Source organism: Nonomuraea sp. NEAU-A123, from assembly GCF_018603905.1.
Classification (GTDB): Bacteria; Actinomycetota; Actinomycetes; order Streptosporangiales; family Streptosporangiaceae; genus Nonomuraea.
Genome location: NZ_JAHFZZ010000016.1, coordinates 39807 through 66560, shown reverse-complemented (window position 1 = coordinate 66560; position 26754 = coordinate 39807). Strand labels below are relative to the sequence as shown.

Annotated in this window: 24 protein-coding genes; 13 read left to right on the top strand and 11 right to left on the bottom strand. The window is 68.2% G+C overall.

The window, feature by feature from the left end; translation table 11 throughout:
• Window positions 1-41 precede the first annotated feature (41 nt).
• The 7 genes from KLK06_RS39380 (at window position 42) to KLK06_RS61895 (ending at window position 7358) form a co-directional block, all read left to right on the top strand.
• Window positions 42-971: a LysR family transcriptional regulator gene (locus KLK06_RS39380; RefSeq protein WP_214640764.1), complete on the top strand. Its 930-nt coding sequence runs from the start codon at window positions 42-44 to the stop codon at window positions 969-971.
• A 280-nt stretch (window positions 972-1251) separates the two neighbouring features.
• Window positions 1252-2727, top strand: coding sequence for a UxaA family hydrolase (locus KLK06_RS39375; protein WP_214640763.1), 1476 nt, complete (start codon window positions 1252-1254; stop codon window positions 2725-2727).
• Between the two features lie 193 nt (window positions 2728-2920).
• Entirely contained in the window at window positions 2921-3682 is a 762-nt protein-coding gene (locus KLK06_RS39370; RefSeq protein WP_214640762.1) for an SDR family NAD(P)-dependent oxidoreductase, read from the top strand.
• On the top strand, window positions 3679-4431 hold the full coding sequence (locus KLK06_RS39365; protein ID WP_214640761.1) for an SDR family NAD(P)-dependent oxidoreductase: 753 nt from the start codon (window positions 3679-3681) through the stop codon (window positions 4429-4431). The genes KLK06_RS39370 and KLK06_RS39365 overlap by 4 nt, the downstream gene beginning before the upstream one ends.
• Window positions 4428-5417, top strand: a complete 990-nt coding sequence (locus KLK06_RS39360; RefSeq protein WP_214640760.1) for a LysR family transcriptional regulator — start codon at window positions 4428-4430, stop codon at window positions 5415-5417. The genes KLK06_RS39365 and KLK06_RS39360 overlap by 4 nt, the downstream gene beginning before the upstream one ends.
• Before the next feature lie 184 nt (window positions 5418-5601).
• Window positions 5602-6063 (top strand): NUDIX domain-containing protein, encoded by a 462-nt coding sequence (locus tag KLK06_RS39355; RefSeq protein ID WP_250906713.1) that lies wholly within the window; start codon window positions 5602-5604, stop codon window positions 6061-6063.
• Window positions 6064-6680: 617 nt separating this feature from the next.
• Window positions 6681-7358: an NBR1-Ig-like domain-containing protein gene (locus KLK06_RS61895; protein ID WP_214640758.1), complete on the top strand. Its 678-nt coding sequence runs from the start codon at window positions 6681-6683 to the stop codon at window positions 7356-7358.
• A 44-nt stretch (window positions 7359-7402) separates the two neighbouring features.
• On the opposite strand, the gene KLK06_RS39345 is transcribed toward KLK06_RS61895, so the two are convergent.
• From KLK06_RS39345 to KLK06_RS39325, 5 genes are all read right to left on the bottom strand, one after another.
• Entirely contained in the window at window positions 7403-8344 is a 942-nt protein-coding gene (locus KLK06_RS39345) for a SpoIID/LytB domain-containing protein (RefSeq protein ID WP_214640757.1), read from the bottom strand.
• Between the two features lie 35 nt (window positions 8345-8379).
• Window positions 8380-9270 carry a peptidase inhibitor family I36 protein gene (locus KLK06_RS39340; protein WP_214640756.1) on the bottom strand — a complete coding sequence of 297 codons (891 nt, stop codon included), beginning with the start codon at window positions 9268-9270 and terminating at the stop codon, window positions 8380-8382.
• A 55-nt stretch (window positions 9271-9325) separates the two neighbouring features.
• Window positions 9326-10171 carry a peptidoglycan-binding protein gene (locus tag KLK06_RS39335; RefSeq protein WP_214640755.1) on the bottom strand — a complete coding sequence of 282 codons (846 nt, stop codon included), beginning with the start codon at window positions 10169-10171 and terminating at the stop codon, window positions 9326-9328.
• Between the two features lie 243 nt (window positions 10172-10414).
• Window positions 10415-11059 carry a response regulator transcription factor gene (locus KLK06_RS39330; protein WP_214640754.1) on the bottom strand — a complete coding sequence of 215 codons (645 nt, stop codon included), beginning with the start codon at window positions 11057-11059 and terminating at the stop codon, window positions 10415-10417.
• Window positions 11056-12183 (bottom strand): sensor histidine kinase, encoded by a 1128-nt coding sequence (locus KLK06_RS39325; protein ID WP_214640753.1) that lies wholly within the window; start codon window positions 12181-12183, stop codon window positions 11056-11058. Before KLK06_RS39325 ends, KLK06_RS39330 begins: the two co-directional genes overlap by 4 nt.
• A 112-nt stretch (window positions 12184-12295) precedes the next feature.
• Here KLK06_RS39325 and lgt point away from each other — a divergent pair, with 112 nt between their 5' ends.
• Window positions 12296-13114, top strand: coding sequence for a prolipoprotein diacylglyceryl transferase (lgt, locus tag KLK06_RS39320; RefSeq protein ID WP_214640752.1), 819 nt, complete (start codon window positions 12296-12298; stop codon window positions 13112-13114).
• A gap of 63 nt (window positions 13115-13177) precedes the next feature.
• On the opposite strand, the gene fumC is transcribed toward lgt, so the two are convergent.
• Together fumC and KLK06_RS39310 are read right to left on the bottom strand one after the other, a co-directional pair.
• Window positions 13178-14638 (bottom strand): class II fumarate hydratase, encoded by a 1461-nt coding sequence (fumC, locus tag KLK06_RS39315; protein ID WP_214640751.1) that lies wholly within the window; start codon window positions 14636-14638, stop codon window positions 13178-13180.
• Window positions 14635-16332, bottom strand: coding sequence for an NAD-dependent malic enzyme (locus KLK06_RS39310; RefSeq protein WP_284735261.1), 1698 nt, complete (start codon window positions 16330-16332; stop codon window positions 14635-14637). Before KLK06_RS39310 ends, fumC begins: the two co-directional genes overlap by 4 nt.
• 367 nt (window positions 16333-16699) lie before the next feature.
• Between KLK06_RS39310 and KLK06_RS39305 the strand changes: the two genes are divergently transcribed.
• Together KLK06_RS39305 and KLK06_RS39300 are read left to right on the top strand one after the other, a co-directional pair.
• Complete coding sequence (locus KLK06_RS39305; protein ID WP_214640750.1) at window positions 16700-17056, top strand: hypothetical protein; 357 nt, start codon at window positions 16700-16702, stop codon at window positions 17054-17056.
• Window positions 17010-17594 carry a serine hydrolase domain-containing protein gene (locus KLK06_RS39300; protein WP_214640942.1) on the top strand — a complete coding sequence of 195 codons (585 nt, stop codon included), beginning with the start codon at window positions 17010-17012 and terminating at the stop codon, window positions 17592-17594. The genes KLK06_RS39305 and KLK06_RS39300 overlap by 47 nt, the downstream gene beginning before the upstream one ends.
• Window positions 17595-17638: 44 nt before the next feature.
• Here the strand turns inward: KLK06_RS39300 and KLK06_RS39295 are convergent, their stop codons facing one another.
• The 3 genes from KLK06_RS39295 to KLK06_RS39285 are packed head-to-tail and all read right to left on the bottom strand — an operon-like array spanning window position 17639 to window position 22949.
• The gene (locus tag KLK06_RS39295; RefSeq protein WP_214640749.1) at window positions 17639-20449 is read right to left on the bottom strand and encodes an FAD-binding and (Fe-S)-binding domain-containing protein; all 2811 of its coding nucleotides are present in this window, start codon (window positions 20447-20449) and stop codon (window positions 17639-17641) included.
• Window positions 20446-21774 (bottom strand): VOC family protein, encoded by a 1329-nt coding sequence (locus KLK06_RS39290; RefSeq protein ID WP_214640748.1) that lies wholly within the window; start codon window positions 21772-21774, stop codon window positions 20446-20448. The genes KLK06_RS39295 and KLK06_RS39290 overlap by 4 nt, the downstream gene beginning before the upstream one ends.
• 11 nt (window positions 21775-21785) lie before the next feature.
• Window positions 21786-22949, bottom strand: a complete 1164-nt coding sequence (locus KLK06_RS39285) for an amidohydrolase family protein (protein WP_214640747.1) — start codon at window positions 22947-22949, stop codon at window positions 21786-21788.
• 45 nt (window positions 22950-22994) lie between these two features.
• On the opposite strand from KLK06_RS39285, the gene KLK06_RS39280 reads away from it, so the two are divergent.
• Window positions 22995-23693 carry a GntR family transcriptional regulator gene (locus tag KLK06_RS39280; protein WP_214640746.1) on the top strand — a complete coding sequence of 233 codons (699 nt, stop codon included), beginning with the start codon at window positions 22995-22997 and terminating at the stop codon, window positions 23691-23693.
• A gap of 25 nt (window positions 23694-23718) precedes the next feature.
• Here the strand turns inward: KLK06_RS39280 and KLK06_RS39275 are convergent, their stop codons facing one another.
• A complete protein-coding gene (locus tag KLK06_RS39275) occupies window positions 23719-24348 on the bottom strand; it encodes an SRPBCC family protein (protein ID WP_214640745.1) in 630 nt (209 codons plus the stop codon).
• Window positions 24349-24426: 78 nt separating this feature from the next.
• Here KLK06_RS39275 and KLK06_RS39270 point away from each other — a divergent pair, with 78 nt between their 5' ends.
• Both KLK06_RS39270 and KLK06_RS39265 read left to right on the top strand, forming a co-directional pair.
• Window positions 24427-25428, top strand: a complete 1002-nt coding sequence (locus KLK06_RS39270) for an LLM class flavin-dependent oxidoreductase (RefSeq protein ID WP_214640744.1) — start codon at window positions 24427-24429, stop codon at window positions 25426-25428.
• A gap of 342 nt (window positions 25429-25770) precedes the next feature.
• On the top strand, window positions 25771-26748 hold the full coding sequence (locus KLK06_RS39265) for an ABC transporter substrate-binding protein (protein WP_214640743.1): 978 nt from the start codon (window positions 25771-25773) through the stop codon (window positions 26746-26748).
• Window positions 26749-26754: the final 6 nt, after the last annotated feature.

Below are 26754 nucleotides of genomic sequence, written 5' to 3'. Positions count from 1 at the left end.
AGCGGCTCGGTCCGGGGCCGCGGCCGGATGTGGAGGACGCCATGTCTCTAGAACTCGTCTGGCTCAAGACGTGGATCGAAGTCGTCGACACCGGCAGCTTCGCCCGGGCGGCCGAGGCGATCCCGCTTTCGCAGCCCAGGGTGTCAGCCCACGTGGCCAACCTGGAGCGTGCGCTGGGTTGCACGCTGATCGAACGGCGCGTGCGCCCGCTGGCGCTGACCGAGGACGGGCGGGCTCTGCTCCCGAAAGCACGTGCCGTCCTCGCGGCCGTGGACGAGCTCGCCAGCCACCGCCACAGCAAGAACCAGCTGTCCGGGCTGCTCAAGGTGGCGAGCTTCGCCAGCGCCAGCTCGGCATTCCTGCCCGCGGTGGTGCAGGCGCTTCGCGACCGGCATCCGGCCCTCGAAATCGGCATCCTCGACGGCGATGTCCAGTCGATCGAGACCGCGCTCTACGACCGCCGGGTCACCGTCGCGCTGCGCCCCCTGCGCCCTGAGCCCGTCGACCACGCGCTCACGTACCGCCCGTTGTGGCGCGAGCCGTTCGTGGTGCTTCTCCCGGTCGGGCATCCGCTGCTGTCCGAGGAGGCCGTGGCGCTGGAACAACTCGCTTCGCACCGCGTCATCACGATCGGCAACCCCCTCCAGGACTCCCTCGGCTACGAGGCCGAAGCCGCCCTGCACGCCAGCTACGTCGAGGTGCCGATGGGAACGGTCTCGCAGCAGCCGACAACGCTCGCCGCGATGGTCCGCGCCGGACTGGGCATCGGCGTGGTCAACCTGCTCGCTGCGGCCATGGTCCGGACGGACGGGTTGGAGAGCCGTCCGATCCTCGACCTGCATCGCCATCGCGATGTCGGCGTCTGGTGGCACAGCGAGCGACCCCTCACTCGTGCCTCGAAGGCCTTCATCGACCTCGTCGTGGATTCACCCATCCCGCACGGCACCTCACCGGTTCCGCAGAACGCTTAGCAGGCCGGCGTCGTCCGGACGGCGGATGCATTTTACGAATGGGCGCCATTCGGATTCCGGATCTGGTCGGCGACTATTCGTGGGACGGATGGCGTCGTTCTGTTATTCGCGCTTCATCTGGCGTCGCCTCGGACTCTAGGGTGACGTGCGTGACAGCCTCTGAATTTGGTCTTGAACGATTTCCGGATTACCGGTTCGGCATGTTCGCGCATTGGCTGGATCTTGGATGACCGCACCGATGCCGGCCGATGTCGCTGTCCCTCTGGTTCCGCTGGAAGGCGTGGATGACGTAGGGCTCGTCCGTGAGCAGCTCAGCCGCGGGACGCTCGTACAGGTGGCCGATGGTGTCGTCGCCGCGATCGACGACATCCCGGCGGGCCACAAGGTCGCTGTGCGCGCCGTCGCCAAGGGGGCGGCCGTCCGCAAGTACGGCGAGGTCATCGGCATCGCGCTGCGGGACATCCCGCCCGGCGCCCACGTTCACCTGCACAATCTCGGGGTCGGGCCACAGAGCCTCGGCCTCGCGAAGGTCCCTTCCAAGCCATCGCTGTGGTCCGCGCCGGCCGTCCCGACGCGCGACCATTTCCTCGGCTATCGCAGACCCGACGGCCGGGCCGCGACCCGTAACTACCTCGCTGTGCTGCCAACGGTGAACTGCTCCTCGACAGTGGCGCGGATGGTGGCAAATGCCGCGAACGCCCAGGTCGGAGCACCTGGTCTGGACGGGGTCATCGCTCTCACCCACGAATTGGGCTGCGGTATGGCCGAGGGCACCGCCGGCGATGACATCCTGCGCCGCACTCTGCGTGGGTACGCCGGCCACGCGAACATCGCCGGAGTGGTGATGGTCAGTCTGGGCTGCGAGATCAACCAGCCGGAGAACGTCTTCGGAGACGGCCTGGCCGTCGAGACCCTCACCATCCAGGACCTGGGCGGTACGGCCGCCACCGTCAACGCCGCCTTGGACTCTGTCGCGGCGATGGCGTCGCAGCTCGCCGGCCTGCGGCGGGAGCCCATTCCGGTCGACGAGCTGATACTCGGGTTGCAGTGCGGCGGCAGTGACGCCTACTCGGGTCTGACGGCCAACCCGACACTGGGTGTGGCGGCTGACCTGCTGGTAGCCGCCGGCGGCCGGGTCATCCTCGGTGAGACCCCCGAGATCTACGGTGCGGAGCACATGCTGCGCGAGCGGGCCGCCGCGCCCGCGGTCGCCCACCGGATCGACGAACTGATCGCCTGGTGGCAGGCCTATACGGCGAGCAATGACGCGGAGCTGGACAACAACCCTTCCAAGGGCAACCGGGACGGTGGCATCACCACGATCTGGGAGAAGTCGCTGGGTGCGGTCCTGAAGGGCGGCACGAGCCCGCTCAACGACGTCGTCGCCTACGCCGCCCCGGTCACCGCCGCGGGGCTGACCTTCATGGACACTCCCGGTTACGACCCGGTCTCGGCCACCGGCATGGTCGCCGGCGGGGCCAACCTGCTGGCGTTCACGACCGGCCGAGGATCGGTCTTCGGGTCGCGCCCGACCCCCTGTCTCAAGATCAGCACGACGACCCGGCTGTACGAGCGCATGCGCGCCGACATGGACGTCGACGCCGGCCCGGCGATGTCGCGGGACGACCAGATCCGCCATGGAATCCTGCTGTTCGAGACCCTGGTGGACATGGCATCGGGCACACCGAGCAAGTCCGAGGCGCTCGGGTTCGGCACCGAGGAGATCGTGCCGTGGCGGCTGGGAGCCGTAGTATGACGTTCTGGCACGGCCAGGCCACGCTGGGCGAGGGACCGCTGTGGCACGTGCGGGTCTTCGCGGACACCTCGTCACTCTCTGGTATCCCCGATGGGCTTCGGGTCGACGCCGCGGGTGATGTGGGGTGGCCGCCGGCAGGGGCGGTACTGCGGCGCGACGCCGACCCCCTTCCGTTTTCACGAGAGGTCATCGCATGAGATTCAGCGAGAAGGTCGCCGTCGTCACCGGCGCCGACTCCGGCATCGGCCGGGCGACAGCGGTTCGGCTTCTGGGCGAGGGAGCCACGGTGGTAGCGGTCGATCTGCAGCACACCCAGCCGTGGCCGGACCACGAAGAGGGGCGCCTTCGCCCGCTCGAGCTGAACGTCGCGGACCTGGATGCGGCGCGGTCGCTGGAGGAGTATCTACGCGGGGAGTTCCAGCAGGTCGACGTGCTGGCCAATGTCGCCGGAATCCTGCATATCGCACCCTTTCTTCAGGTCTCAAGGGCCGATTGGGATCGCGTCATCGCGGTGAACCTGACCGGGGTCTTCTTCTTGAGCCAGGCCGTCGCCCGCATCATGGTCGATCACGGCACGCCTGGCCGCATCGTCAACGTCTCCTCGGTCCACGCCGTGGTCTCCGAGCCGAACGCCGCGCCTTACACGGCGACCAAGGGCGGGCTCGAGGCGATGACCCGTACGATGGCCTCGGAGTTGGCTCCCCACGGCATCACCGTCAACTGCGTACGCCCGGGCGCCACCCGGACCAAGATGAGCGAGCCCATCTACACCCCTGAGATCGTCAGCTCTCTGACGGCGAAGATCCCACTGGGGAAGATCGCGCCGCCCGAGTGGGTGGCCTCCGCCATCGCCTACCTCGCGTCCGAAGAGGCGTGTTACACCACAGGCGCTTGCCTGGACGTCGACGGCGGATACGCCATGGACGGTTCGCTGCCCGGAACGGCGTACTCATGAGCGCCCTCGCCGTGGTGACGGGCGCGGCTTCCGGCATCGGCCGCGCCACCGCTCTACGCCTGGCCCGCGAGGGCTACGAGATCGCGATGATGGATCTCGACATCACCGGTCTCATCGAGACGGGCACCCTGATCCAGCAGGCCGGTGGCCTGGCGCACCCCTTCACCGTCGACCTGTGCGACCCCCTGGCCGTGGGGTCGGTGACCCGGGAGATCGCTGTCACCGTCGGAGCCCCGGAAGTGCTGGTGAACGTGGCTGGGATCGGCCTGGCCGCGACCGTCCTAGAGACGAGTGACGCTGATTGGCATCGCGTCATGGCGGTGAACCTCACCGGACCGTTCCTCACCATCCGGGCGACCCTGCCGTTGATGCTCGACCGCGGCAGCGGCGTGATCATCAACATCGCCTCCGTGGGCGGTCAGGTCGGGCTGGCTCGCCGGGCGGCCTACTGCGCGTCCAAGGCCGGGCTGGTCGGCCTCACCCGAGCGGTCGCTGTCGACCACGCACGCGAAGGAATCCGCTGCGTGGCGATCTGCCCCGGAACCGTGGAGACCGAGTGGATCGGGAAGATCCTCGCGGACGCGCCGGATCCCGCAGCGGCCCGCGCGGCGATGGCGGAGCGGCAGTTGGACGGCCGCATGGGGGCACCCGACGAGATCGCGGCCATGGTCGCCTTCCTCGCGGGGCCCGAGGGCCGGTTCGTCAACGGAGCCGCGCTCGTCCTCGACGGAGGGATGACAGCGGCATGAGCCCCGGCCCCGCCGACGAGGTCGTCGACCTCGTCCCACGCGATCCGCGGGACGCCATGTCGCTGCAGACCGCCTGGTTGCGCAGTTTTCTCGCAGTGGCCGACAAAGGCGGATTCGGCGCCGCCACCCTTGTCCTGCATCTGTCGCAGTCGCGAGTCAGCGCCCACATCGCGGCCCTGGAACATGCCCTCGGAGTGACCCTCTTCGATCGCAAGGCCCGCCCCATCCGTACGACCGAGGCGGGTGAGCTGTTCCGCGGACACGCCCTGAACGCCCTCCTCGAGCTCCAACGCGGCATCGAGGCCGCCCGCAGCACGCTCGACAACTTCGTCGCGCACATCAAGATCGGCAGCTACCCGAGCGTCAGCTCGACGTACCTTCCCTCGGTGTTGCGGGAGTTGACGGCGAAACACCCGGGCCTCACGATCGAGCTCCACGAGGGAACCGCCTCGACACTGGAGGAAATGGTCGTCAGCGGGGCCGTCGACCTCGCGTTCCGGCCGCTGCTCCCGAAGATGCACGAGACCACGCTCTGCCATCGGACCATCTGGCGCGAGGACATCGTCGCCGTGCTGCGTGACCAGGACCCCCTTACCCAGAAGACCTCGGTCAGCGTCGATGACATCCTGCAGCGGCCACTGATCGGCAATCCGGCCGGCAGTGAGGACGACGGCGGCGGATTCGACCTGCGCAACACCCTCGGCGACGAGGCCGGACGAGCCGACATCGCCTACCTCACCGACCAGCCGGCGACCTTGGTGGCACTGGTCCGTTCCGCCTTCGGCATCGGCGTCATCAACCGCCTCGCTCTGGAGACCACCAGCACCGAAGGTCTCGCGATCCGCACCATCGACTCTCCCACTGCCCACCGAGAAGTCGCCCTTTTCTGGACCAGACGCCGGTCGGACACCGCAGTCGTCAAAGCCTTCCTGGACGCCCAGGAACGGGCCCAACTCCCCCCTGGCGTACAAGCCATCCCCAACTAACCGTCACCGCCTCCCTGCGCGGCGCCGCACTGTCCTTCAACGTCGGTATCCATGCCTACGCCAGGATGGCGGGGCGGCCCTGTGACGGCGAGCTGGTCATGCTCGCCGGATCGGTCGCCCGGCTCTACGACGACGGTCGGCAGAGTCATTCGACTCCGCTGGGCTGAATCGTATGATCCATTTCATGCCGATCCCCCGAGCGGTCGCCGTGGTCGTCGACGGCATCCGAGTCCTGGTCATCAAGCGGTTCCTCCGGCTCAGCCCCGGCGTCACCTGCGTCATGTGTGATGCCGCGGGCTGGCGGGGGACGGCGTGTCCCGGGCACCACTACGCGGTTCTTCCCGGAGGCCACGTGGAGGATGGCGAGTCGCCAGAGAACGCGGCAGTTCGTGAACTCTGTGAGGAGACGACTCTCACCGCGACGATCGACCGGCTGCTCTTCACCGGCTCACACAATGGCCGCCCGGCCTTCTACTTCCTCATGCGTGACGTCGACGGCGTCCCGTCACTCTCCGGCCAGGAGGCTACGGAGGACGGGCCGGACAACAGCTTTGAACTCCGGTGGGCGACGGTCGCCGAGTTCGAGCAGCTGAACCTGTACCCCGTTGACGTGCACGGGCCGCTCACGGAGCTACTTCGCGGTTGACCTTCATGCGCCGAGCTGGGCACGTTCGACAAGGATGAAAAGTCGCAGTGCTAAATGCCGCCCACTATCGAATCGTGTCCTATTGTCATGTGTTGCCCGCATATGAAATGTACAAGAATGCCGCCCGGCATTATGCCGTATCAGGTGCTCGCGCGCATCCAAACGGAGTGAGTCCGGGACGGGTCGCATCTCGCCTGGCTTCGCGCAGATACCGGTTTGAGTTGAGTGAAGACCGTGGGTGCTGTTACCTTCACACGGTGGACGACAGGCGTGCACGTGCAGAGACAATCGAGGACTTTGCGGCGACTCTGCGGGAATTGCGTAACGTAGTCGGCAACCCACCTTTCCGTGAGATGTCCGGCCGTTCAGGGGCGATTTCTCACACGACGTTGCACGAAGCCACGAAGGGTAACCGGCTCCCGAGTTGGGAGACCACTGTCGAGTTCGTTAAGGCGTGTAACGCGGACCCGGCCGCGTACCGCGAACGCTGGGAGAGAGCGAACCTGGCGGTCAGATCGGCGAGCGCCGGGGATTCCTCCATCCGCGTGGACACCTCGGTGGACCGTACGTCTGATGGACTCGCAGCCTCCGCCACAGGCGCCGTGGAACTTCGTACCGTGCACCTCGCCATCGGGTCACAAGCGCTCCGGTCGGCCGACGAGACCTCGGCATCCGTGCCCGGGCTGTCGCCCGACGAGATCGCGGGCGGTGTCCCTGCGCGGGGGAGCAGAGGGCGATTGCGGTTTATCCGCCCGGCCGCGTTCGCAACAGCGGCCGTCACCATCGGGGCCGTGGTTCTCCTAGTGACCGTCGTCAATCGCGACTCCACGCCCGACGGACACAGCCTGAACCCGACCGGTAGCCCATCCATTGCCGCGCTGTCCCCCGCTGGTTGCCCGGTGCGTTCGACCAACCCGCCTCCGGCGCTGCCGTTGCACGAGGGCGATGCGGCCGTGTTCATCGCGGACGTCACGCTGCCCGACTGCACGCGCGTCGGCGCCGGCAAGACCATGACCAAGGTATGGCGGCTCAAGAACGCCGGGACCGTGCCGTGGAAGGGATATTCGCTGCGGCGCCTCGACGTCACGCAGCGAGCCGATCAATGCCAGACCATTTCCGACGTGCCCATCAACGACACGCAACCCGGCGAGATGGTCGACATTCGGACTGACATCACCACGCCGAGGAAGCCGGGCTTGTGCTACGTGCGATTCAAGATGGTGGACGCTTCGGGAACGGTCGTCTTCCCCGGAAGCCGGCCGATCAACTTCCAGATCATCGTCGAGGAACTCTGAATCCCCGCCGCGCATGACACGGCGGGGAACCAGAGTTAGGGGGGTCAGGAGCCGATTACGATCCCCGTGTAGTAGTTCTTGAGGATTCTGGAGTAACTCCAGCCCGCATTGGCCTTATCGCGGGAGCCGTACTGCGACATCCAGTCCCCGTTGACCCAATTGCCGCACGCCGTCGTCGTGGAGCAGTATTGGGCGCGGAAGATCTTCCCATTGCGAGTCAGCCGGGTGCCCCATGTGGCGTCCACCGCGGCGTTCGTCACCGCCTTCGCGGAGCCGGGCTTGTACACCTGGCTCGACGTGTGGTCGTAGACGTCGAAGCACTGGCCGCTGGGCGTCTTGCTGGCTGAGTGCAGCGCCCAGTACCAGCCGAAGTTCTTCACGGCCATCGCCCCGGCCTTGAGGGACTCGCTCGGCCAGGTCGTCACCCACTCGTTGGGCAGGACGTTCTTGACGTAGGTCTTGAAGTCCACCCGCTCCACGCGCTTGAGGGACTCGCGGTACACGAGGATCGTCGTGGGCAGCTTGCTGTCCGTGCCGTCGGTCTTGCATTGGGTCGGCGGTAGGGAGCTACCCAGGAACTCGTGCGAGGCGTTCTGGTTCTTGAGAGTGGAGTTGAGGTTGGCCTTGGCACCTGGAGCGAAGTCCTGGTACGTGCCGGTGAGGCCGGTGTTGAAGTAGACGCGGACCTTCTTGCTGCTGCGGTTCCAGACGGAGGCGGCGGCGTTCTTGATGCACTTGCCCTTGCCCGCGCCGGGGCCCTTGAAGTCGTAGCAGCTGGGCTGCGTAGTGGAGTAGTCGGGGATCGATGTGGTGAAGTCGGAGACCGATCCCTGGTTGTTGCTGTTGAAGTAGTAGCAGAACTCGCCGGAGTCGCAGACGCCGTCGCGGCTGGCCGCCGAGGCGGGCGTCGCGGTGGCCAGCATGGTTCCGCCGAGCGCCATCGTCGCGGTGAGCCCCGAGAGCAGCCGTACAGTTCGTGAAGGCACAGGTGTCTTCCTCTTTTGTCAGCGGTCAGGGTTCGTTATCGGACGTTGTAGCCCTGGGAGTTCCAGAACGAGGTCGGGTTCGGGTTCTGCAGGTTCGGGTCGCCGACGCTCTTGGCCGCGAGCGTGACCCGTCCGGGGCGCATCTCGACGTGGGTGTGCGCGGATGCCTTGGTCGACACCCCATGCCACGACTCGGTGGCGACGACCTGGCCGCGGGTGACCTGCTGGCCCACGCGCAAGGAGGACAGCGGAGCGGAGTGCAGGTAGATCACCGTCTTGTTCACCGAGGCGATGTAGATGGCGATCGTGGAAAGTCCCGCCCTGCCGGTGGCGCCGCGTGCGACGTTGATGACCTGGCCCGTCACCAGGGAGCGAACATTCGAGCCCACGGCGCGGGCGATGTCGATGCCTTCGTGCCGGCCGGAGGTGGTGGTGTAACCGTCGAAGCCGCAGGTGATGCCGCCGCTGGCCCCGTACAGCGCGAACGACATGTTGGTGCGCGTCGATGATGACGGGCTGAACTGGTGCGAGGCGTTCTGGTTCTTGAGGGTGGCGTTCAGGTTGCCTTTGGCGCCTGCGGCGAAGTCCTGGTAGGTGCCGGTGTAGCCGGTGTTGAAGTAGACGCGGACGGGCTTGCTACTGCGGTTCCAGACGGAGGCGGCGGCGTTCTTGATGCATTTGCCCTTGCCTTCGCCGGCTCCCTTGAAGTCGTAGCAGGTGGGCTGTGCGGTGTCGTAGTCGCTGATCGATCCGGTGAAGTCGGAGACCGATCCTTGGTTGTTGCTGTTGAAGTAGTAGCAGAACTCGCCGGTGTCGCAGACGCCGTCGCGGCTCGCGGCCGAGGCGGGTGCTGCGGTGGCGAGTACGGTTCCGCCGAGCGCCATCGCGGCGGTCGTCGCGGCGAGGATCCTGGTGAGAGTTGTCATGCTGTTCTCCTTCTGTGCGTTTCGGATGGTCAGCGGAGCCTGGGTTTGGGTGGAGTCAGCGACGCTGGTACTCCTCCCAGGTGCGGATGGTCACCTTCGGGCCGTCGTCCGGGCCACGGCCGGCGAGCCCGTTCAGGCCGAGGTAGTAGTCACCGATCTGGTGCTGGGCCTGGCCGGCGAGGGCGGGGTCGCTGATGGCAGCGGCGTGGATGTGCCACGGCCAGTCGTCTTGCTGGGGGTTACGCACCCATGCCGCGAAGCCGACAAGGCGCAACGTGCGAACGACCGAGGTCCGGGTGGCGGAACTCATCCCCTCGACCGAGATGTCGACGACGCCGCCGCCGTCGTGGGTGCCGGCGGACGTGGGGTCGCCGCCGGGGTTGTACGAACCCTGATCCAGCTTGAGGTTGCGGCCGAGCAGCCGCTTCGCCTCGGCCAGCATGCTTCGAGTGCGGGTGTTGATGACGAAACCGCCGGTGGACACCCGGGCGCCCGAGTCGATGACGTTGGTGACCTTGAAGCGGCCGGTTCCGAGCTTGGTGAGCGACGTTTTGCCCGGCAGGCCGTTGGCGTCGAGACCAGTGAGGCCGAGAGACTTCTGATACTTGGCGAAGGCGGTGACCGTTGTGCTGCCGAAGTACCCGTCGACCCACTTCGCGTCGAGGAGTTGCCGGTCACGCAGCGCCTGCTCAACCAGGAGCACGCTGGCCTTGGCGCCCGGGGTCAGGGTGCTGTCGGGCCGCCGCGGGTCGATCTGGGCCGCCTTGAGGGTGGCTTCCATATTCACGCTCGGAAGGGCCCCAGCGTCGGCCGCCTGTGCCGCCGACGCCCCGTACGCTCCAATCAGCGAAGCGAACAGGACGGCCGGCATGAGGGCAGCGGCGTATGCGGGCAACTTCATCGATACTCCTGGTTCAGGGGCTGGAGGCGATTCCTGTGCGGCGGAATCCAAGGTTTCGGTTTGCTCACATGTCCGCAAGAAGATCGGTGTTGTCAGCCTGTCCGACGGGCTCCCTCGGACAGGCGTACGCGCATTTGACAGGTGATCTAGCTGCGGTGACGGGCGTTCGACGGCCGGCTTCGCGCGGGCGCCGGCCGGTCAGCTCATGGCGCCGTACAACCCAGCGAGCACAGAAGATTTGTCCTAGCCGCCAAGGCGGATGATCCCCCGCGTGGCCGCCACGGTCACGGCGGCGGTGCGGTCGTCGACGTCGAGCTTGGCGAAGATGTGCAGCAGGTGGGTCTTGACCGTGGCCTCGCTGATGCACAGATGGGCGGCAATGGCCTTGTTGCTCATCCCCTGGGCGACCGCGCCCAGGACCTCGATCTCCCGGCCGCTGAGGGCGCCGGGCGCGTCGGCGCGCGCCCACGACAACACCCGGGTCGCGATCGCCGGCGACAGGGCGCTCTCTCCTCGGGCCGCCGCCCTGATGGCGTCGAACAGCTGCTCACGACGGGTGTCCTTGAGCAGGTAGCCGATGGCTCCGGCGTCGATGGCACGGGAGATGTCGCTGTCGGTGTCATAGGTGGTCAGCACGATCACCCTGGCGCCGGGGTCGTGCTCGCGGATCCGGCTGATCGCCGTCGCGCCGTGGAGCTCGGGCATCTGCAGGTCCATCAGCGTGACATCCGGCCGCAGTTCACGCGCCAGCCGTACCGCGTCCGAGCCTGAGACCGCCTCGCCGACCACCTCCAGATCGTCCTGGGTGCCGAGCATCGCCCGGATGCCGTCACGGACCACCGGGTGGTCGTCGGCGATCAGGACCCGGATCGTGACCCGCGCGGTCATCGCGCCACCGCCGGGAGGCTGGCCACGACCGTGGTGCCCTCCCCGGACGCGCTTTCCACGAGGAGCGTGCCGCCGAGCTGCTCCATCCGCTCAAGCATGATCAGCAGGCCGTGGCCGGCGGCGGCCCGCTCGGGATCGAAGCCGTCGCCGTCGTCGTGGACATCCAGCACGACCAGGTCCTCCATGTACGACAGGGTCATGGTGACCTGCTCGGCATGGGCGTGGCGGCGGGCGTTGGCGACCGCCTCCTGCGCCACTCGCAGCAGTTCGGCCTGGATGTGCGCGTCCAGGGGCCGCAGTGCCCCGGTGATCACGGTGTGCGCGTCGATGCCGGTCTCGTCGGACAGCCGGCTCGACAACCGCCGCAGCGCCTCCGGCAGGCCGCCGTCGTCGAGCTCGCCGGGCCGCAGCGCCCACACCACGCGGCGGCTCTCCGCGAGGTTCTCCCTGGCCGCCCGTAACGCCTGGGTCAGGTGCCGGTCGTCCGGCAACCGCTCCTGCGCCGCCTCCAACAGCATCACCACGCTGGCGAACCCCTGGGTCAAGCTGTCATGGATGTCGCGAGCCAGCCGCTGCCGCTCGGCGGCCACGCCCGCCTGCCGTTCGGCCGCCGCCCGCGCCTCCTGGGCGGCCTGCAACTGGTCGATCAGCTCCTTGCGCTCGGCGCTCTGCCGGGCCACCGAATAGAAGTACCCGACCGAGGCGGCCGCGCTGATCGCGATCAGCGCGGTGATGGCGATCTCGGTCCAGGTGATCGACCCGCCCTCATGGTAGCTGTGCCACAACCAGGCCCCGGCGCACGACAGCACCGCGACCAGCCCGACGCGCAGGGCGTCCATGCAGTACGGCACGAGCACGCTCAGGCAGACCACCAGGAAAGACGAGTCGATCGCTAACAGCCCCAGCCAGAGCAACCCACCGCCGACCACGTACGGCAGGGGCACCTCACCCGCGGGAGGCGTGCGCAGCACGAACCACACCGCATACCAGGCGGCCAGCCCGGCCACGAGCGCCACCGGCAGGACCTGACCCACCTCCATCAGCGGCCCGGCCGAGGTCAGCACCAGCCACGAGGCGAAGAAAGCGTGCTGCCACCGGTGCCGTGACCGCTCCCAGGACTCCACAGCACCGACGATAATCAGCCACCCGCCGGTCTGGCATCAACCAGTCGACTGACCCGGCGATCGGTGTCCCGCTCGATGTGCGCGCAGCCGCACCGGAGCCAGACTCGACGGCGTGACAGCAATCCCCAGCCCGTCCCAAGCCGTCTGGTACCTCGGCCCGCTGCCCATCCGCGCCTACTCCCTGCTCATGGTGCTCGCCATCGCCGTCGGCATCTGGGTCACCCAGCGCCGCTGGACCGCCCGCGGCGGCGAGCGTGGCACGATCGGGGACATCGCCGCCTGGGCCGTGCCGTTCGGCATGATCGGTGCGCGGATCTACCACGTGGCCACCGACTGGCAGCAGTACTTCGGCCCCGGCAAGGACCCCCTGCGCGCCTTCGCGATCTGGCAGGGCGGGATCAGCATCTGGGGCGCCGTCGCCGGCGGCGCGCTGGGCGCGTGGCTGGCCTGCCGCCGGCGCGGCATCCCGCTGCGCGACTTCGCCGACGCCGTCGCGCCCGGGATCGCCCTCGGGCAGGCGATCGCCCGCTGGGGCAATTGGTTCAACCAGGAGTTGTACGGCAGGCCGACCACCCTGCCCTGGGCACTGGAGATCGACCCCGCCCACCGACCGCCGGGCATGGAATCCACGGCCACCTACCACCCGACCTTCCTCTACGAGTCGCTGTGGGACCTGGGTGTGGCCGGCCTCGTCCTCTGGGCCGAGCGGCGCTTCCGGCTGAACCGTGGCCGGCTGTTCGCCCTGTACGCCGCGGCTTACACCGCCGGCCGCGCCTGGATCGAGTGGCTGCGCATAGATCCCGCCCCTCTCATCCTCGGGCTGCGCTTCAACGTCTGGACCGCCCTGCTGGTCTTCGGGTCGGCGATCGCCTACCTGACCGCCACCCGCCAGACGCCGACCACTGACCCCCGGCCCGCGGTACGAGGCTGAACGAGCTCTCGGCGCCCAGGGCCCAACGTGTCGGTCGCACGTGGTGTTCGGCGGGCGACACGCTCAGCCTCGGGTGTGGCCGTCGGGGCTGGGGACTCCGGGTCGGGTGAGGCGTTCGGGGTCGACGATCCTGTCGTAGGTGTCCTCCGAGACCCCGCATTGGAGTGCGGCGTCCTTGAGCGCCAGACCCTTGTCCAGGGCATGGTGGGCGATGTGGGCGGCTTGGTCGTAGCCGATGACGGGGCTGAGCGCGGTCACCATCATGATCGAGTGGTCAATGTTGTGGTGCAGTCTGTCGGTGTTGAGCTTGGCCCCTTCAACGAGGTACTTGCGGAAGTGGTCCATCACGTCGGCCAGGATCCGCGCCGAGTGCAGGACGTTGTTGATGATGACCGGGCGGAAGGCGTTCAGCTCGAAGTTGCCCTCGGCGCCGGCCATCGAGACGGCGGTGTCATTGCCCATCACCTGGATGGCGACCATCAATGTGGCCTCGGCCTGGGTCGGGTTGACCTTGCCCGGCATGATCGACGAACCGGGCTCGTTGGACGGCAGGATCAACTCGTGCAGCCCGGTACGCGGCCCGGAGCCGAGCCAGCGCAGGTCGTTGGCGAACTTGAACAGCGGCACGGCCAGCGCGCGCAGCGCCGCCGACGCTCGCACGAGGTGGTCGCAGGAGGCCTGGGCGGCGAACTTGTTGGGCGCGCTGATGAAGGGCCGCCCGGTGAGCTCGGCGATCTGCTGGGCCATCTCCTCGCCGAACCTCGGCGGTGCGTTCAGCCCGGTGCCGACCGCGGTGCCGCCGATGGCCAGCTGGTACAGCCCGGTACGAGTACGCGCAAGATACTCGATGGCGTCGCTGAGTTGAGCGGCGTAGCCGGACCACTCCTGACCGACGGTCAGCGGGGTCGCGTCCTCCAGGTGGGTACGCCCGATCTTGACCTCGTGCGCCCACTCCCGGCTCTTGGCCTCGGCGGCCTTGCGCAGCCTGGCCGCGGCGGGCAGCACATGATCATCGATCGCCTCGACAGCGGCCATATGCATGGCGGTGACGAACGTGTCGTTGGACGACTGGCCCATGTTCACGTGGTCGTTCGGGTGGATGGGGTCCTTGCTGCCCAGCCGCCCGCCGAGGAGCTGGATCGCCCGGTTGGAGATCACCTCGTTGACGTTCATGTTGGACTGGGTGCCCGAGCCGGTTTGCCACACGTACAGGGGGAACTCGCTGTCCAGCTCGCCACGGATGACCTCGTCGGCGACCCGGCTGATCACGTCAGCCTGCCACTGGGGCAGCCGGCCGGCGCGGGCGTTGACGATCGCGGCGGCCTTCTTGATGTAGCCGTAGGCGTGGTAGACGGCCTTGGGCATGCGGTCGTCGCCGATGTCGAAGTGGATCAACGACCGCTGGGTCTGGGCGCCCCAGTAGTGCTCGGCCGGCACCTCCACCTCGCCAAGGGAGTCGCTCTCCGTCCGCGTGCCAGTGGCTTTCAGCCCGATCGGCACATCGCGGACCTGCGGCGCGCTCATTGCCCGTTCCCGTGAATCGGGCGGTACGTGGGCTGCCACATGGCATCTTGCACCTGCTGGACGGTGTCGCGCAGGGTGGTGCCGGCCAGGTGCTCCTCAGCGGCCTGGTTGGCCACGGCGACCGCCACGGTGGCGGAGACCTCTCGCAGGTTGTCCACCTGGGGCAGCAGGGACGCACCCGGCGCCGAGACGTCGACCATGTCGCCGACGGCGTCAGCCGCCGCCTGGAACATGCCGGGGCTGACCCGGCGGGCCCGCGCGACCACCACGCCCAGCCCCAGTCCGGGGTAGAGCAGGGCGTTGTTGGCCTGGGCGATGGCGTAGGTGACGCCGTTGTACGTGATCGGCTCGATCGGGAGGCCAGTGGCGATCAAGGCCCGGCCGTCGCTCCAGCGGATCAGGTCGGCGGGCATCGCCTCGATCCGCTCGGTCGGGTTGGAGATCGGGAAGATGATCGGACGGTCCACACCCGCCGCCATCGTGCGCACGATCTTCTCGGTGAACGCGCCGTGGACGGTGGAGGTGCCCAGCAGCATGGTCGGCTTGACCCGCTCGACGACCTCGGCCAGCGAGATGCCGTGCTCGTTCCGCGCCCAGTCGGCGACCTCGTCCCGCGGGCGGGCATACGGCTGCTGGAAGTCACGCAGGTCGCTCATGTCGTCGATGAGCAGGCCCTGCTTGTCGATCGGCCAGATCCGCCGGGTGGCGGTGCTGTGGTCCAGGCCGTCGCGGATCATCGCGTCGCGCAGTTGGTCGGCGATGCCGATGCCGGCGGTACCCGCGCCGAAGATGACGATCCGCTGTTCACGCATCGGCATGGCGGACACTTTGACGGCGCTGAGCATGGCGGCCAGTACGATCGCGCCGGTGCCCTGCATGTCGTCGTTGAAGGTGCAGATCCGGCCGGTGTACTTCTCCAGGATCCGCCGGGCGTTGGACGGCCCGAAGTCCTCCCAGTGCAGCAGGGCACCGGGGAACATCCGGGTGGCCGTGGTGACATAGGCGTCGATGAAGTCGTCGTAACGCTGACCCCGTACCCGCGCGTGTCGGTTGCCGACATAGGCCGGGTCGTTCAGCAGCGCCTCGTTGTCGGTGCCCACGTCCAGGGCGATCGGAATGACCCGGCCGGGGTCGATCCCCGCGGCGGCCGTGTAAACGGCCAGCTTGCCGGCCGCGATGCCGGCGCCACCGCCCACCCCCCAATCGCCGATGCCCAGGATCTCCTCGGCGTCGGAGGCCACGATCAGATCGACGTCGTCCGGGCCCAGCCCGATGTTCTTGAACGCCCGTTCGATCCCGCCGGCGTCGTCGATGGACAGGTACACGCCCCGGGGACGGCGGTACTCATGGCTGTAGGTCTTGATCGCCTCGCCGACGGTCGGGTCGTACACGATGGGCAGCATCTCGCGCAGATGATCACTCAGCAGCCGGTAGTACAGCACCTCGTTGCGGTCCCGCAGCGCCTCCAGGTAGACGTTCTTCAGCAGGTCGCTCGGCTGCGCCCGGTACTGCGCGTACATTCGCCGCACCTGCTCGTCCAGCGACTCCACCACCGGCGGCAGCAGACCGTCCAGCCCCAGCTCGGCCCGATCCTGCGGCGAGAACGCCGTGCCCTTGTTCAGCAGCGGCTCCTGCAGCACCGCCTGGCCCCGCAGGGACGTCACGTAACTCCCGTCCGGCTGCTCGGCGAACATGAAGCTCACCAGATCCGGCTTCCTCTTCCCCGGTGACATCATCGTCACCCCCCTTTCGGGCACACCGCCCAGGCACCCGGCGCCCGGTCACGGCGAAACAGCCCCTCGCAGAGGCTGCCCCGGCCCGGGAACCGGACACTGAGCCGCACCTCCCAACTGCCTCAAATCCCGACAAAGGCAATGAAGGGGCACCTGGCTGGTAGGGCTAGCCGTACCCCGTGTGGTCGTGGATCGCGCCCTGACCAGGGGGACAGCCTGATCGTTCGGCGGGCCGTGCTTGAACAGACTGATCGTCGTTCGGCACGAGCCCGGTAGCTCGCAGGTCGTCGATCTGATCGAGCCGGGGCGTTCCTCGGGGGAGCACCACATGACTGAAAAACGTGCGGCGCTGGCGCTGCTGGTGACCACCGCCCTGACCGGCGCGGTCATGGCCGGCGGGTCGTCGGCCGCATCGGCTTCGGCCACGCAGACCACACAGGCCACGGTGCGGCACACCGAGGCGGAGGTGACATCGACGGCTCACCTGACCAAGCTGGCTCAGCGGGCCGTGGATGCCGGCGCCCCCGGGGTGATCGTGCGGGTCGACGGCGGCCACGGGCCGGCGACCGAGATCGTCCGGCAGGCGCCGTGGACCAGAAGCGGACACGTGCTTCACCAGGCAGTGGACCCCCGAGGAGCTGATCGCCGCGGCGGCCGGGCACGACCCGATGTTCGCGCCCGGTAGGCAGTACTCCTACAGCAACACCAACGTCGCGCTCGGCCTCATCGCCGAGAAGGTCACGGAGCAGAGCCTCGGCGACCTGATCCAGGAGCGGATCGCCAAGCCGCTGAACCTGAAGAACACCTACCTGCCCACCGGCATCGGCCGGCCGGACAACCGCGGGCTCGCCCACGGCTACGAGCCCGACGCCGCCCACATCGCGCCCCTGTTGCCTCCCGGCACGCCCGCCGGGACGAAGTTCGCCGGTCCCGGCCGCGCCGGCAAGCTGCTGCCTCCCGCCCAGCTGAAGCAGATGCGCACCACCGTCGCCGAGGAGCCCGGCAACCCGAACCGATACGGGCTGGGCCTGGAGAAGGTCGTCACACCGTGCGGCGCCGTATGGGGCCACGTCGCCCACGACCCACTGACAGACCGACACAGATCTTGGCCGGTCAGGTGCGACTCATTCGCCGTTCGCGAGGATGACCGCATCATGCTGGCGGCCGTGTCTGGCTTTCCGCAGAGCCAAGAGGAGAGTGAGCTGCTCGACGCCCTGCGCTAGTGCACCCCAGGCCGGCCTGGCGGACGTCTGCGGGACGTTCGACGTCATCGTCTGACGGCGGCGGCAAGCAATTCGGCGACATGGTGGGCTGTCCGGTCGGTCAGCTGGTCGATCTGGGTTCGGCAGCTGAACCCGTCGGCGAGCACGACCGTTTCGGCCGAGGCACCTCGAATCCGGGGGAGCAACACCTGTTGGGCCGCGGCCACCGACACCTCGTAGTGCCCGCGTTCAAAACCGAAGTTGCCCGCCAGGCCGCAGCAGCCGGATGCCAGTTCGGTGTTGTCCACACCGGCTCGGCGCAGGAGCTCGCTGCTGGCCGCACTCCCCGAGTCGGCGTGCTGGTGGCAATGGGTCTGGCTCAGTGAAAGCGTGTCCAGTCGCGATGGTTCGTAGTCGCTGTCGACCAGAGCCTCGGCGAAAGTGGTGACACGATCTGCGGTTCGTCGTGCGGCGGCCGTGTCCAGCAAGTTGGGCAGATCCGACCGGAGCGCCACGGTGCAGCTCGGTTCGAGACCGACAATGGGCATGTCCGGGTGGCGTTCCACAGCGGCGACGGTTCGAGCCGCGACGCGGCGGGCCTGGCCGAGCTGGCCGGTGGTCAGCCAGGTCAACCCGCAGCACTGGGTTCCCTGCGGCACGCGAACCTGGAACCCGGCGGATTCGAGCACCTCGACTCCCGCACGCAGCACCTGAGGACTGAAGTGATTGTTGAACGAGTCCACCCACAGCAGCACCGGCCGCCCTGACGGCCCTTGCGGACGGCTGCGGAACCAGCGCAGAAAAGTCTGGTCGGCGAACGAAGGAATGGGGCGTTGCCGGGCGATGCCCCCCAGCCGTTTCAGCGCGGGCGCCAACGCCGAGTGGGTCACGGCGTTGGCCAGCCGAGGTGCCCGCCCCGCCAGCCGTGACAACAGAGGAAGCCAACCCATCGAGTAGTGCGACATCGGGCGTAGCCGGTGCCGATAGTGGTGATACAGGAACTCGGACTTGTAGCTCGCCACGTCCACACCGACCGGACAGTCGGAGCTGCATCCCTTGCAGGACAGGCACAGATCCAGTGCGTCCCGGACTTCGCGGGAACGCCAGCCGTCGGTGATCACCTCGCCCTGCGTCATCTCGTACAGCAGCCGGGCGCGCCCACGGGTGGAGTCACGTTCGTCGCGGGTCACCCGATAGCTGGGGCACATCACCGATCCGGTCGCGGCTGTTGTCCGGCATTTGCCGACGCCGACACAGCGGCGGGTCGCCTTGGCGAAGTCCCCACCGTCCTCGGAAAAGCCGAGCACCGTCGCCAGCTGCAACGGGACACGATGCGGCGAGACGCGCAAGTCCTGATCGGAGCGTCGCGGATGGACGACGATCCCCGGGTTGAGCCGGCCCTCGGGATCCCAGATCTGCTTGAAGCGCGCCATCAGGCCGATGGCTTGTGGGCTGTAGACCCGATCGAGAAACTCTGAGCGCGCCTGGCCGTCGCCGTGTTCGCCGGACGGCGAGCCGCCGTGCGCCGCGACGAGCCGAGCGGCCTCGGCGAGGAACGCCCGGAACCGGGTCGTTCCCGCCTCGGTGCTGAAGTCGAAGTCGATCCGGACGTGCAGACAGCCTTCGCCGAAATGCCCGTAGACGGCGCCGCGAAGCGCGTACCGGTCCAACAGGGCCACGAAATCGCGCAGGTAGGCGCCGAGATTGTCCGGTGGGACGGCCGCGTCCTCCCAGCCGGGCCATGCCTCCGATCCGTCGGGCAGCCGCGTCGCAAGGCCGGCTCCGTCCTCCCGGATGCTCCACAACGCACGTTGGTCGTCGGGGTCGACGGCCACATGCGTGCCGAGGAAGCCTCCCGTGTTCTCCGCCGCGGCCGCCAGCTCCGCCGGATCGTCCGTATCGATCTCGGCGAACAACCACGCGTCGCCTTCAGGAAGCCGGTCGAGTGCGGCGGGCCGGTCGACCATCCGGGTCAGGCTGCGGTCCAGGCCTTCCAGCGTCATCGGTGCGCACCTGATCAACGCCGGTACGGCGTCCGCCGCGGCGAACGAGTCCGCGTATCCGAGCACTACCAGGGTGCGCGTCGCCGGCCGTGCCACCAGCCGGAGGGTCGCCGAGAGCACCACCACGCACGTGCCCTCGGTGCCGACCAGCGCACGGGCAAGGTCGAACCGGTTCTCCGGCAGCAGATGCTCAAGGGAGTAACCCGATACCTGTCGCGGAAACCGGCCGAATTCGGTTCGCAGAGTGCTGAGGTCGCCCAGCACGAGGTCCCGGGCGGCCGCCAGGATGCGCCCGCGTTCGCCGCCTTCGGCGATCGCGTGATCGAGCTCCGCGCGGGTCAGCGGGCCGACGGTGAGTATCGCCCCGTCATAGGTGAGCACTTCGAGTTCGAGAACGTTGTCGCTGGTCTTTCCCCAGGCCAAGGAGTGCGAGCCGCAGGCATTGTTGCCGATCATCCCGCCGATCGTGCACCGGCCGTGGGTGGAGGGATCCGGCCCGAATACCAAGCCGTGCCCCGCGACCGCGGACTGCAGGTCGTCCAGCACAATGCCCGGTTCGACGCGGGCGGTCCGCGCGTCCGGGTCGATGGACAGGATCCGCGAGTAATGCCGGGAGAAATCCAGCACCACACCCTCGCCGACGGCCTGGCCTGAGGTGCTGGTTCCGCCGCCGCGAGAGGTGATCGACGCGCCATGACGACGGCACGCGGCCACCGCGGCGATCACATCATCGCGGTCGAGCGGAAAGACGACCGCCACGGGGATCCGGCGGTAGTTCGAGGCGTCCGCCGAGTACAGGGCGCGGGCGCCCGCGTCGGCGGCCACCTCGCCCCGGACAGCGGCACGCAGATCGGCTATCAGTTCAGTACTCATACCGGTGGCTGTCCAAGCTCTTTGCGGGCATGTTGAAGCGACTGTCGCTGTTGCGCCTCGTACAGTTCGAACGGATCCAGGACCTGCCTGCCGATCATCTCCGACAGCCGGCCTTCGTCGTAGGCAGTGGCGGCCTGAGTCGAGTCCCGAGTGCCCTCGTCGGTGAGGTTGGACTGGAAGATCCCGGCTGCGGAGCGGGGCAGGAAGTCCTCGTACACGATCGGAGTCGCGCTGATCGTGCCGTCGTCGAGAACGGCTTGATACGTGAAGTAGGCCAGCCCCTGGTCAGCGAGCCCGCGCTCGTCCGCAGGCAGGTGCGCGCGCCACACGCCCTCCGCGACGTCCTGCCGGGACCTGCCGGACTCGGCCACGAGCCGGTCGGTCTCAGCCACCATGCGGTCGTAGAGCGCCCTGCCTTCGCGCGTCAAAGCGATGCCACGGGCCTCGACCTCCCCGAAACGAACGCGAAGCGTGCCGTCGGTGTCCGAGCCGTCGGCCGCGCGGAACCTCCGGGGTTCGGCCAGCGCCCGGAACGACGTCTGTCGCAACAGGACATCCGGCCCGGCCCACCGTGGCGGCCCCTGGATCTGGTCGATCATGATGATCCCGCGTTCGCTCATCCGCCGGTACAGCTCGTCGATGTCCAGCACCCGTGGCGTCAGGTGGTTGACGTGCGTGCTGCGTACGCCGCCGATGTCGGCGGCCACGGCGGAAATGCGCTCCAGTTCGGTGTACCACGCCTGGTCAATGGGCTCCGGGGAGAGCTGGAACGCTTCGACGGCCAAGTGGAGGAACCGCTCGGCCGTGGGATCATCGAGTTCGCCGTACCGCTCGGCCCGTGCCGCCAGCTCCAGCAGCTCGGGAGCGAACAGCTCCCGGCGCTCCAGGAAGGCTTCCAGCCGGGCCCGCAGGTCCGCGTCGAAGAAGCGGCGGTCGGCAGTGGTGAGCATCGAGGTGAAGACCCGGAACGGGTTACGCGCCAGCTCATCGGCCGCGATCGGGCGGAAAGCGGTGGACACCACCGGCACCGAGCTGGCGGCGGCGTCCCGCAGGTCGTAGAAGCCGACCGGATGCATGCCCAGCGCCGCGAAGATCTGCGCTGCCTGACGCATCTCCCGCGGACTGCCCACCCGGATCGCACCGTGTCGCTCAGCGGTCACCCGGCTGATGTCGCCCAAGCGCGTGGCGTCCGCGTCACGCCGCAGCACCTCGTGGTTGATCTCGCCGGCCACGTCGAGCAGCGTCGTGTACGCCGGGACCTCGGCGCCGTACATATCGGACAGACGAGTGGCGAACGCGGCCCGCAGCTGGGAAGTCTGAAGCATCGGGTTTCCTTTCAGTGCCACCGGACGGCGGACCGTGGCGGGGGAGTCTGCTCACTGCGGCCGGACACCAGGGCCTCGCCGTCGACGAACACCGCCGCGATACCGGGAAGGTCGCCCATCGCGAACGACTCCAGCGCGTCGCCGGCGTCGGAGCCGGTGATCGGACCGAGTACGACCAGGTCGGCGGGCCGGCCGGGCGCCAGTACACCGGTGTCCAGCCGGTGGGCCGCGGCGGTCACGCCGGTGGCCGCGGCGACCGCGTCGGCGGGATCGACTCCGCAGACCGACGCCAGGAAACAGATGTTGCGGAGCATGCCTCGCGGGATCACGCCGGTCCCACCGGGCGTGTCGGTCCCCAGCGTGAGCCGGTCCAGCGCGCCTGCGGCACGGAGTTCGTCGACCACGACCTGGGTGGCGCGGTAGTTCATCGAACTGCACACCTCCAGCGCCGAGGTGGTCGTGCGGACCACCGCACGGATGTCGTCGTCGCGCATCGGGATCGGCCCGCCGGAGATGTGCGCGACGATGTCAGGGCCGACCGCCGCGACGATCTCGTGGCCGGCCACCCGGCTCGACCCGGAGCGTGAAACGCCGCCGGAGTGCATCTTGACGGTCATCCCGCGCTCGTGCGCCCAGGCGACGTACTGGACCGCTTCACCGTCGTCCAGCCGGTTCCAGTCGTAGAAGATGAACTTCAACTGGTCGACGCCCTCGGCGGCCAGCCGGTCGAAGTGCTGCTCGGTCATACCCGGTATGAGCAGCGCCGTGCCCGCTCCGACCTTGACCCCGGACGGGCGCATCCGGCCGGTGGTGTGCTTGGACACGATCGCGATGCTGACCACCAGCTCTGGGGTGAGCTGGTCGAACGCCAGCCCGGGGATGTGCAGCTCGCCCGCGGACACCATCGACGTGGTGCCACCATGGAGGTAGTTGTGGATCCAGCCGATCGCGTCCTGGGCGGGAGTCCACTCGCCGAAGGTCGGGTGCACGTGCCCATCGACGAGCCCGGGGATCACCGTGAGACCGCCCGCGTCGAGGACACGGTCAGCCCGGTGATCGCCGCCGATGGCGGCGATCACGCCGTCTTCGATGAGCACGGAGGTCTCCCGCGTCACCGGTGCGCCGGGCAGTCCGCCGGCCAGTGTGCCGATATTGTCGATCATGATCGTGGTCATGTATGGCTCCGCGAGATGAGAGGATGGTTCGTATAAACTATTAACGTGAGCAACGAGGGTGGAGCCGGCGTGGTTCGTGCCAACGGGGAGGCGTACGTCCGGCCGACCACTGCCCACCAGGCAGTTCTGGCCGAGCTGCGTAAGATGGTGATCAACGGTGAGCTGGCGCCCGGCACCGCGATCCGCCAGGACGAGATCGCCGAACGGTTCAACATGAGCCGAGTGCCGGTGCGTGAGGCGCTGAAGATGCTCGAGGGCGAAGGGCACGTCACCTATCTGCCGCACCACGGGTTCCGTGTCACGCGGCTGACCATCGCCGAGCTCATCGAGATCTACGACATGCGCGAATGGCTGGAGACAGGGCTGGTCCGCGCCAGCATCCCGCGGCTGGGCCGCGCCGAGCTCGCCGCGATGGAGGACGCGATGGCCAAGATCGCCAAGGCCGCCGCCGAGTCCGACATGACCACGGTCAACGAGCAGAACCGGCGGTTTCACTTCCAGCTGTTCGAGCCGAGCGGGCTGCACCGCGCCGTGCGCACCGTGAGCCAGCTCTGGGACAGCACCGACCCGTACCGGCAGCTCTACTTCGGCGACAGGTTCAACGCCGAGACGGTCAACGACGATCATCAGGCGATCCTCGAAGCCGCGTTCGCCCACGACGTCAGCCAGACCGTGCGCCTGCTGAACCTGCACCGCGGCGATTCGGTGGCGCACCTGCGCAGCCTGCTGGGGGACGGCAAGTGATCGTCATGGTCGCTCATGTGACGGCCTAGTTCCGCGCCGCGTGCGGGCGGATGGTCTGCTGGTCCAACGCTCGCCGGCAGGCGAACCCGAGCAGGAAGGCGCCCAACGCGGCGCCGGCTACCGGCGCCAGCACTTTGAACAGATTGCTCGCCGGTCGGTCGTGCCCGGCGCTGAACTGTTGCGGGGCTGGTGATCGGGCGCCGGTCATCGCGCCGGCGAACTGCTGTTCCAGCCGGGCCGCGAACTGCCGCACGATCCGGCCGCTGACCTTCTCGATCATGCCCGCGCCGTACTGGGCGACCTTGCCGGTGAGATCGACGTCGGTGCGGACGTCCACAGTGGTGCGTTCTCCGGCGGCGGCGGCGAGTGTCACCGTGACCACGGCGGTCAGCCCGCCTTGGCCCCGATGATCCCTGGCTGATGCCCGTATCGCCAGTGTGTGCGTGCCGGGGTCGACGCTGGTGACCTCGGCCGTGCCGGCGAACCGCAGGTTCACCGGTCCGACCCGGACGCTGACGTGGCCGCGGTAGGCGTCGCCTTCGTGGCTGTCGAGTGCGGCGCCGGGGACGCAGGACACCAACCGCTCGATGTCGGTCATCACCGGCCAGGCCGCGGCCAGAGGCGCTGGGACATCGAACGTATTGACCAGCCGCACGCTGCACTCCCTCCGCAAGCCTCGCCTCAGCGAGGAGCCTCTGCTACTTTTTTTATAAAGAATACACTTGGAGGCAGCGTGAGCAACATCAGCAAGGGTGTGGGCCTTTTCCCGACCGAACCGGTCGGCGCGATCCGGGAGTATGTCCAGCTCGCAGAGGGTCTCGGCTACGACAACGTGTGGTTCGGAGACTCACAGAACATCTGGCGGGAGTCCGGTATCACGATGGGCGCCGCGGCGGTGGGTACCGAGCGGATCGTATTCGGTACGGGCGTCACGAACGCCGTGACCAGGCACCGATCGCTGCTGGCATCCCAGTGGGCGACCCTGGCGGAATTCACCGGCGGCCGGGTCGCGCTGGGCATCGGCACCGGCGACTCGTCGTTGCGGACCATGGGCCTCAAGCCCCTCAAGCTGGCCGAACTCGAGCACGCGATCGAAGAGCTGCGCACCCTTTTCCGGGGCGAGAGCGTCAAGGAAGCCTCCAGCGGCGCGGACTTCCACCTGAACTACCTGACCGAGCCGACCCCGATCCCGATCTACATCGCCGCGTCCGCGCCGAAGATCCTCGAGATGTCCGGGCGCGTGGCCGACGGCGTGATCGTGCTGGTGGGCACCGCCCCGCAGTTCATCGAAGGCGCGCTGAAGCAGATCGAAAAGGGCGCGAAGGCGAGCGGTCGCACCCTGGCCGACCTGCGGATCGTCCTGTGGACACCGACCGCTATCCAAGAAGACCCGAAGGAAGCGCGTGACCTGGTGCGGGCGCATGTGTCGCGCGTGGTGATCCGGCCGCTGCCCGCGGAGATCGACCCGGAGTTGCAGGACGCGGTCGACCGCATCCGGCAGAGCTACGACTACTACCACCACATGGACACGGAGGCCGACCACGCCGACCTGGTCCCGGACACCCTGGTGGACCTGTTCGCGCTGGCCGGCACGCCCGCCGAGTGCCGCGAGCGGGTCAAGCAGATCCACGCCATGGGCGTGGACCAGATCTCGATCGTGCCGTTCGTCCGGCCAGGCCAGAGCAAGACCGAGACGATCACCCAGTTCGCTGAGATCTGTGCGTCGCTGGGATGAAACCCCAGGACAGCGGTATGTTCCCAGCGCCGGGCAGCTCGGCTCCCGGCGCCCCGCCGGCACTGCGCTCAGCCCGTTCGACGCCGGTGGCTCCGGGCCGGACACCGCCCCCGGCGCCTCCGCGGCCCTTGGTGGCCGACCACACTTCCGCTGAGGCGGCGGGCTGGGAGCGGGTGCTCGTCAGCCCTGGCCTTCTGACGGGGGTCGTCTGCGCTGCCGCCGCACTTGGCGTGATTCTCGCAGGCAGGAAACGTCCCGTTACATGCTCGTTACATGCAGTATGTCGCATTCAGAAGTAGGAACGTCTACTTTATTAAATCTACCCCCGCCTAGGAGGTCCTCATGCGCCACCGCCGATTTGTTCCTCTAGCAGCCGGACTGGCCGCTGCCGCGTTGCTGCTCGTCGGCTGCGGGAGTAGCGACTCCGGAACGAGCGGCACCACCACCAAGTTGAGCATTTCCGCGACCGGCACCGACAGCCTGCCGTTCATGGCGATTCTCCAGGTGGGCATCGACAAGGGCTGGTTCAAGGAAGCCGGCCTGGACGTCGACCTCTACAACGGCGGTGGCGGCGGCAACACGGTGCGCGTGGTGACCACCGGCGACGCGGACATGGCCATCGCGGGCAACACCTCGGTGCTGCTGGCCGCCCGGCAGGCCGGGTCGAACCTGAAGATCGTCGCGCCGTGGTTCCAGGTCAACGACTTCTACTGGATCGCGCCGTCGGGCCGCAAGGTCACCGGCGCGAAACTCGGGTTCTCCTCGGCCGGTTCGTCCACCGAGTTGCTGGTCAAGGGCTTGGAGAAGAAGCTCGGCACGACGTCGCAGGCTGTGGGCACCATGGGTGACAACTGGACGGCGGCCAAGGCCGGCCAGGTCACCGCGGGCTGGGCGATGCACCCGTTCGTCACCGACAAGCAGGTCAAGGAAGGCGCCCAGGTCCTGGTCACCGCCCGCGACCAGCTGGGTGACACGCCCGCCGACCTGGTGGCGGTGAACACCGACTACGCGGCGGACAACCCGGACAACATCAAGGCCTTCTTCACGGTGGCCGAACGCCTCAACAAGTGGGTCGTGGACAACACCGACGAGGCGGCCAAGGCGCTGGCCCCGCTGGTGAAGGTGTCGCCGGAGGTCATGGCGAAGGCCCTGAAGGACACGCCGGAGCTGGCCAAGGCCTATTCGCTGAAAGTCGACGCCCAGGCGCTGGACAACCTGTCCAAGCTGATGGTCGCCGCCGGTCAGCTCACCGAACCGGTCGACTGGGCCAAGACGCTGGACCAGCAGTACCTGCCGGAGAACGTCCGCGCCACCCTCTGACGAGAC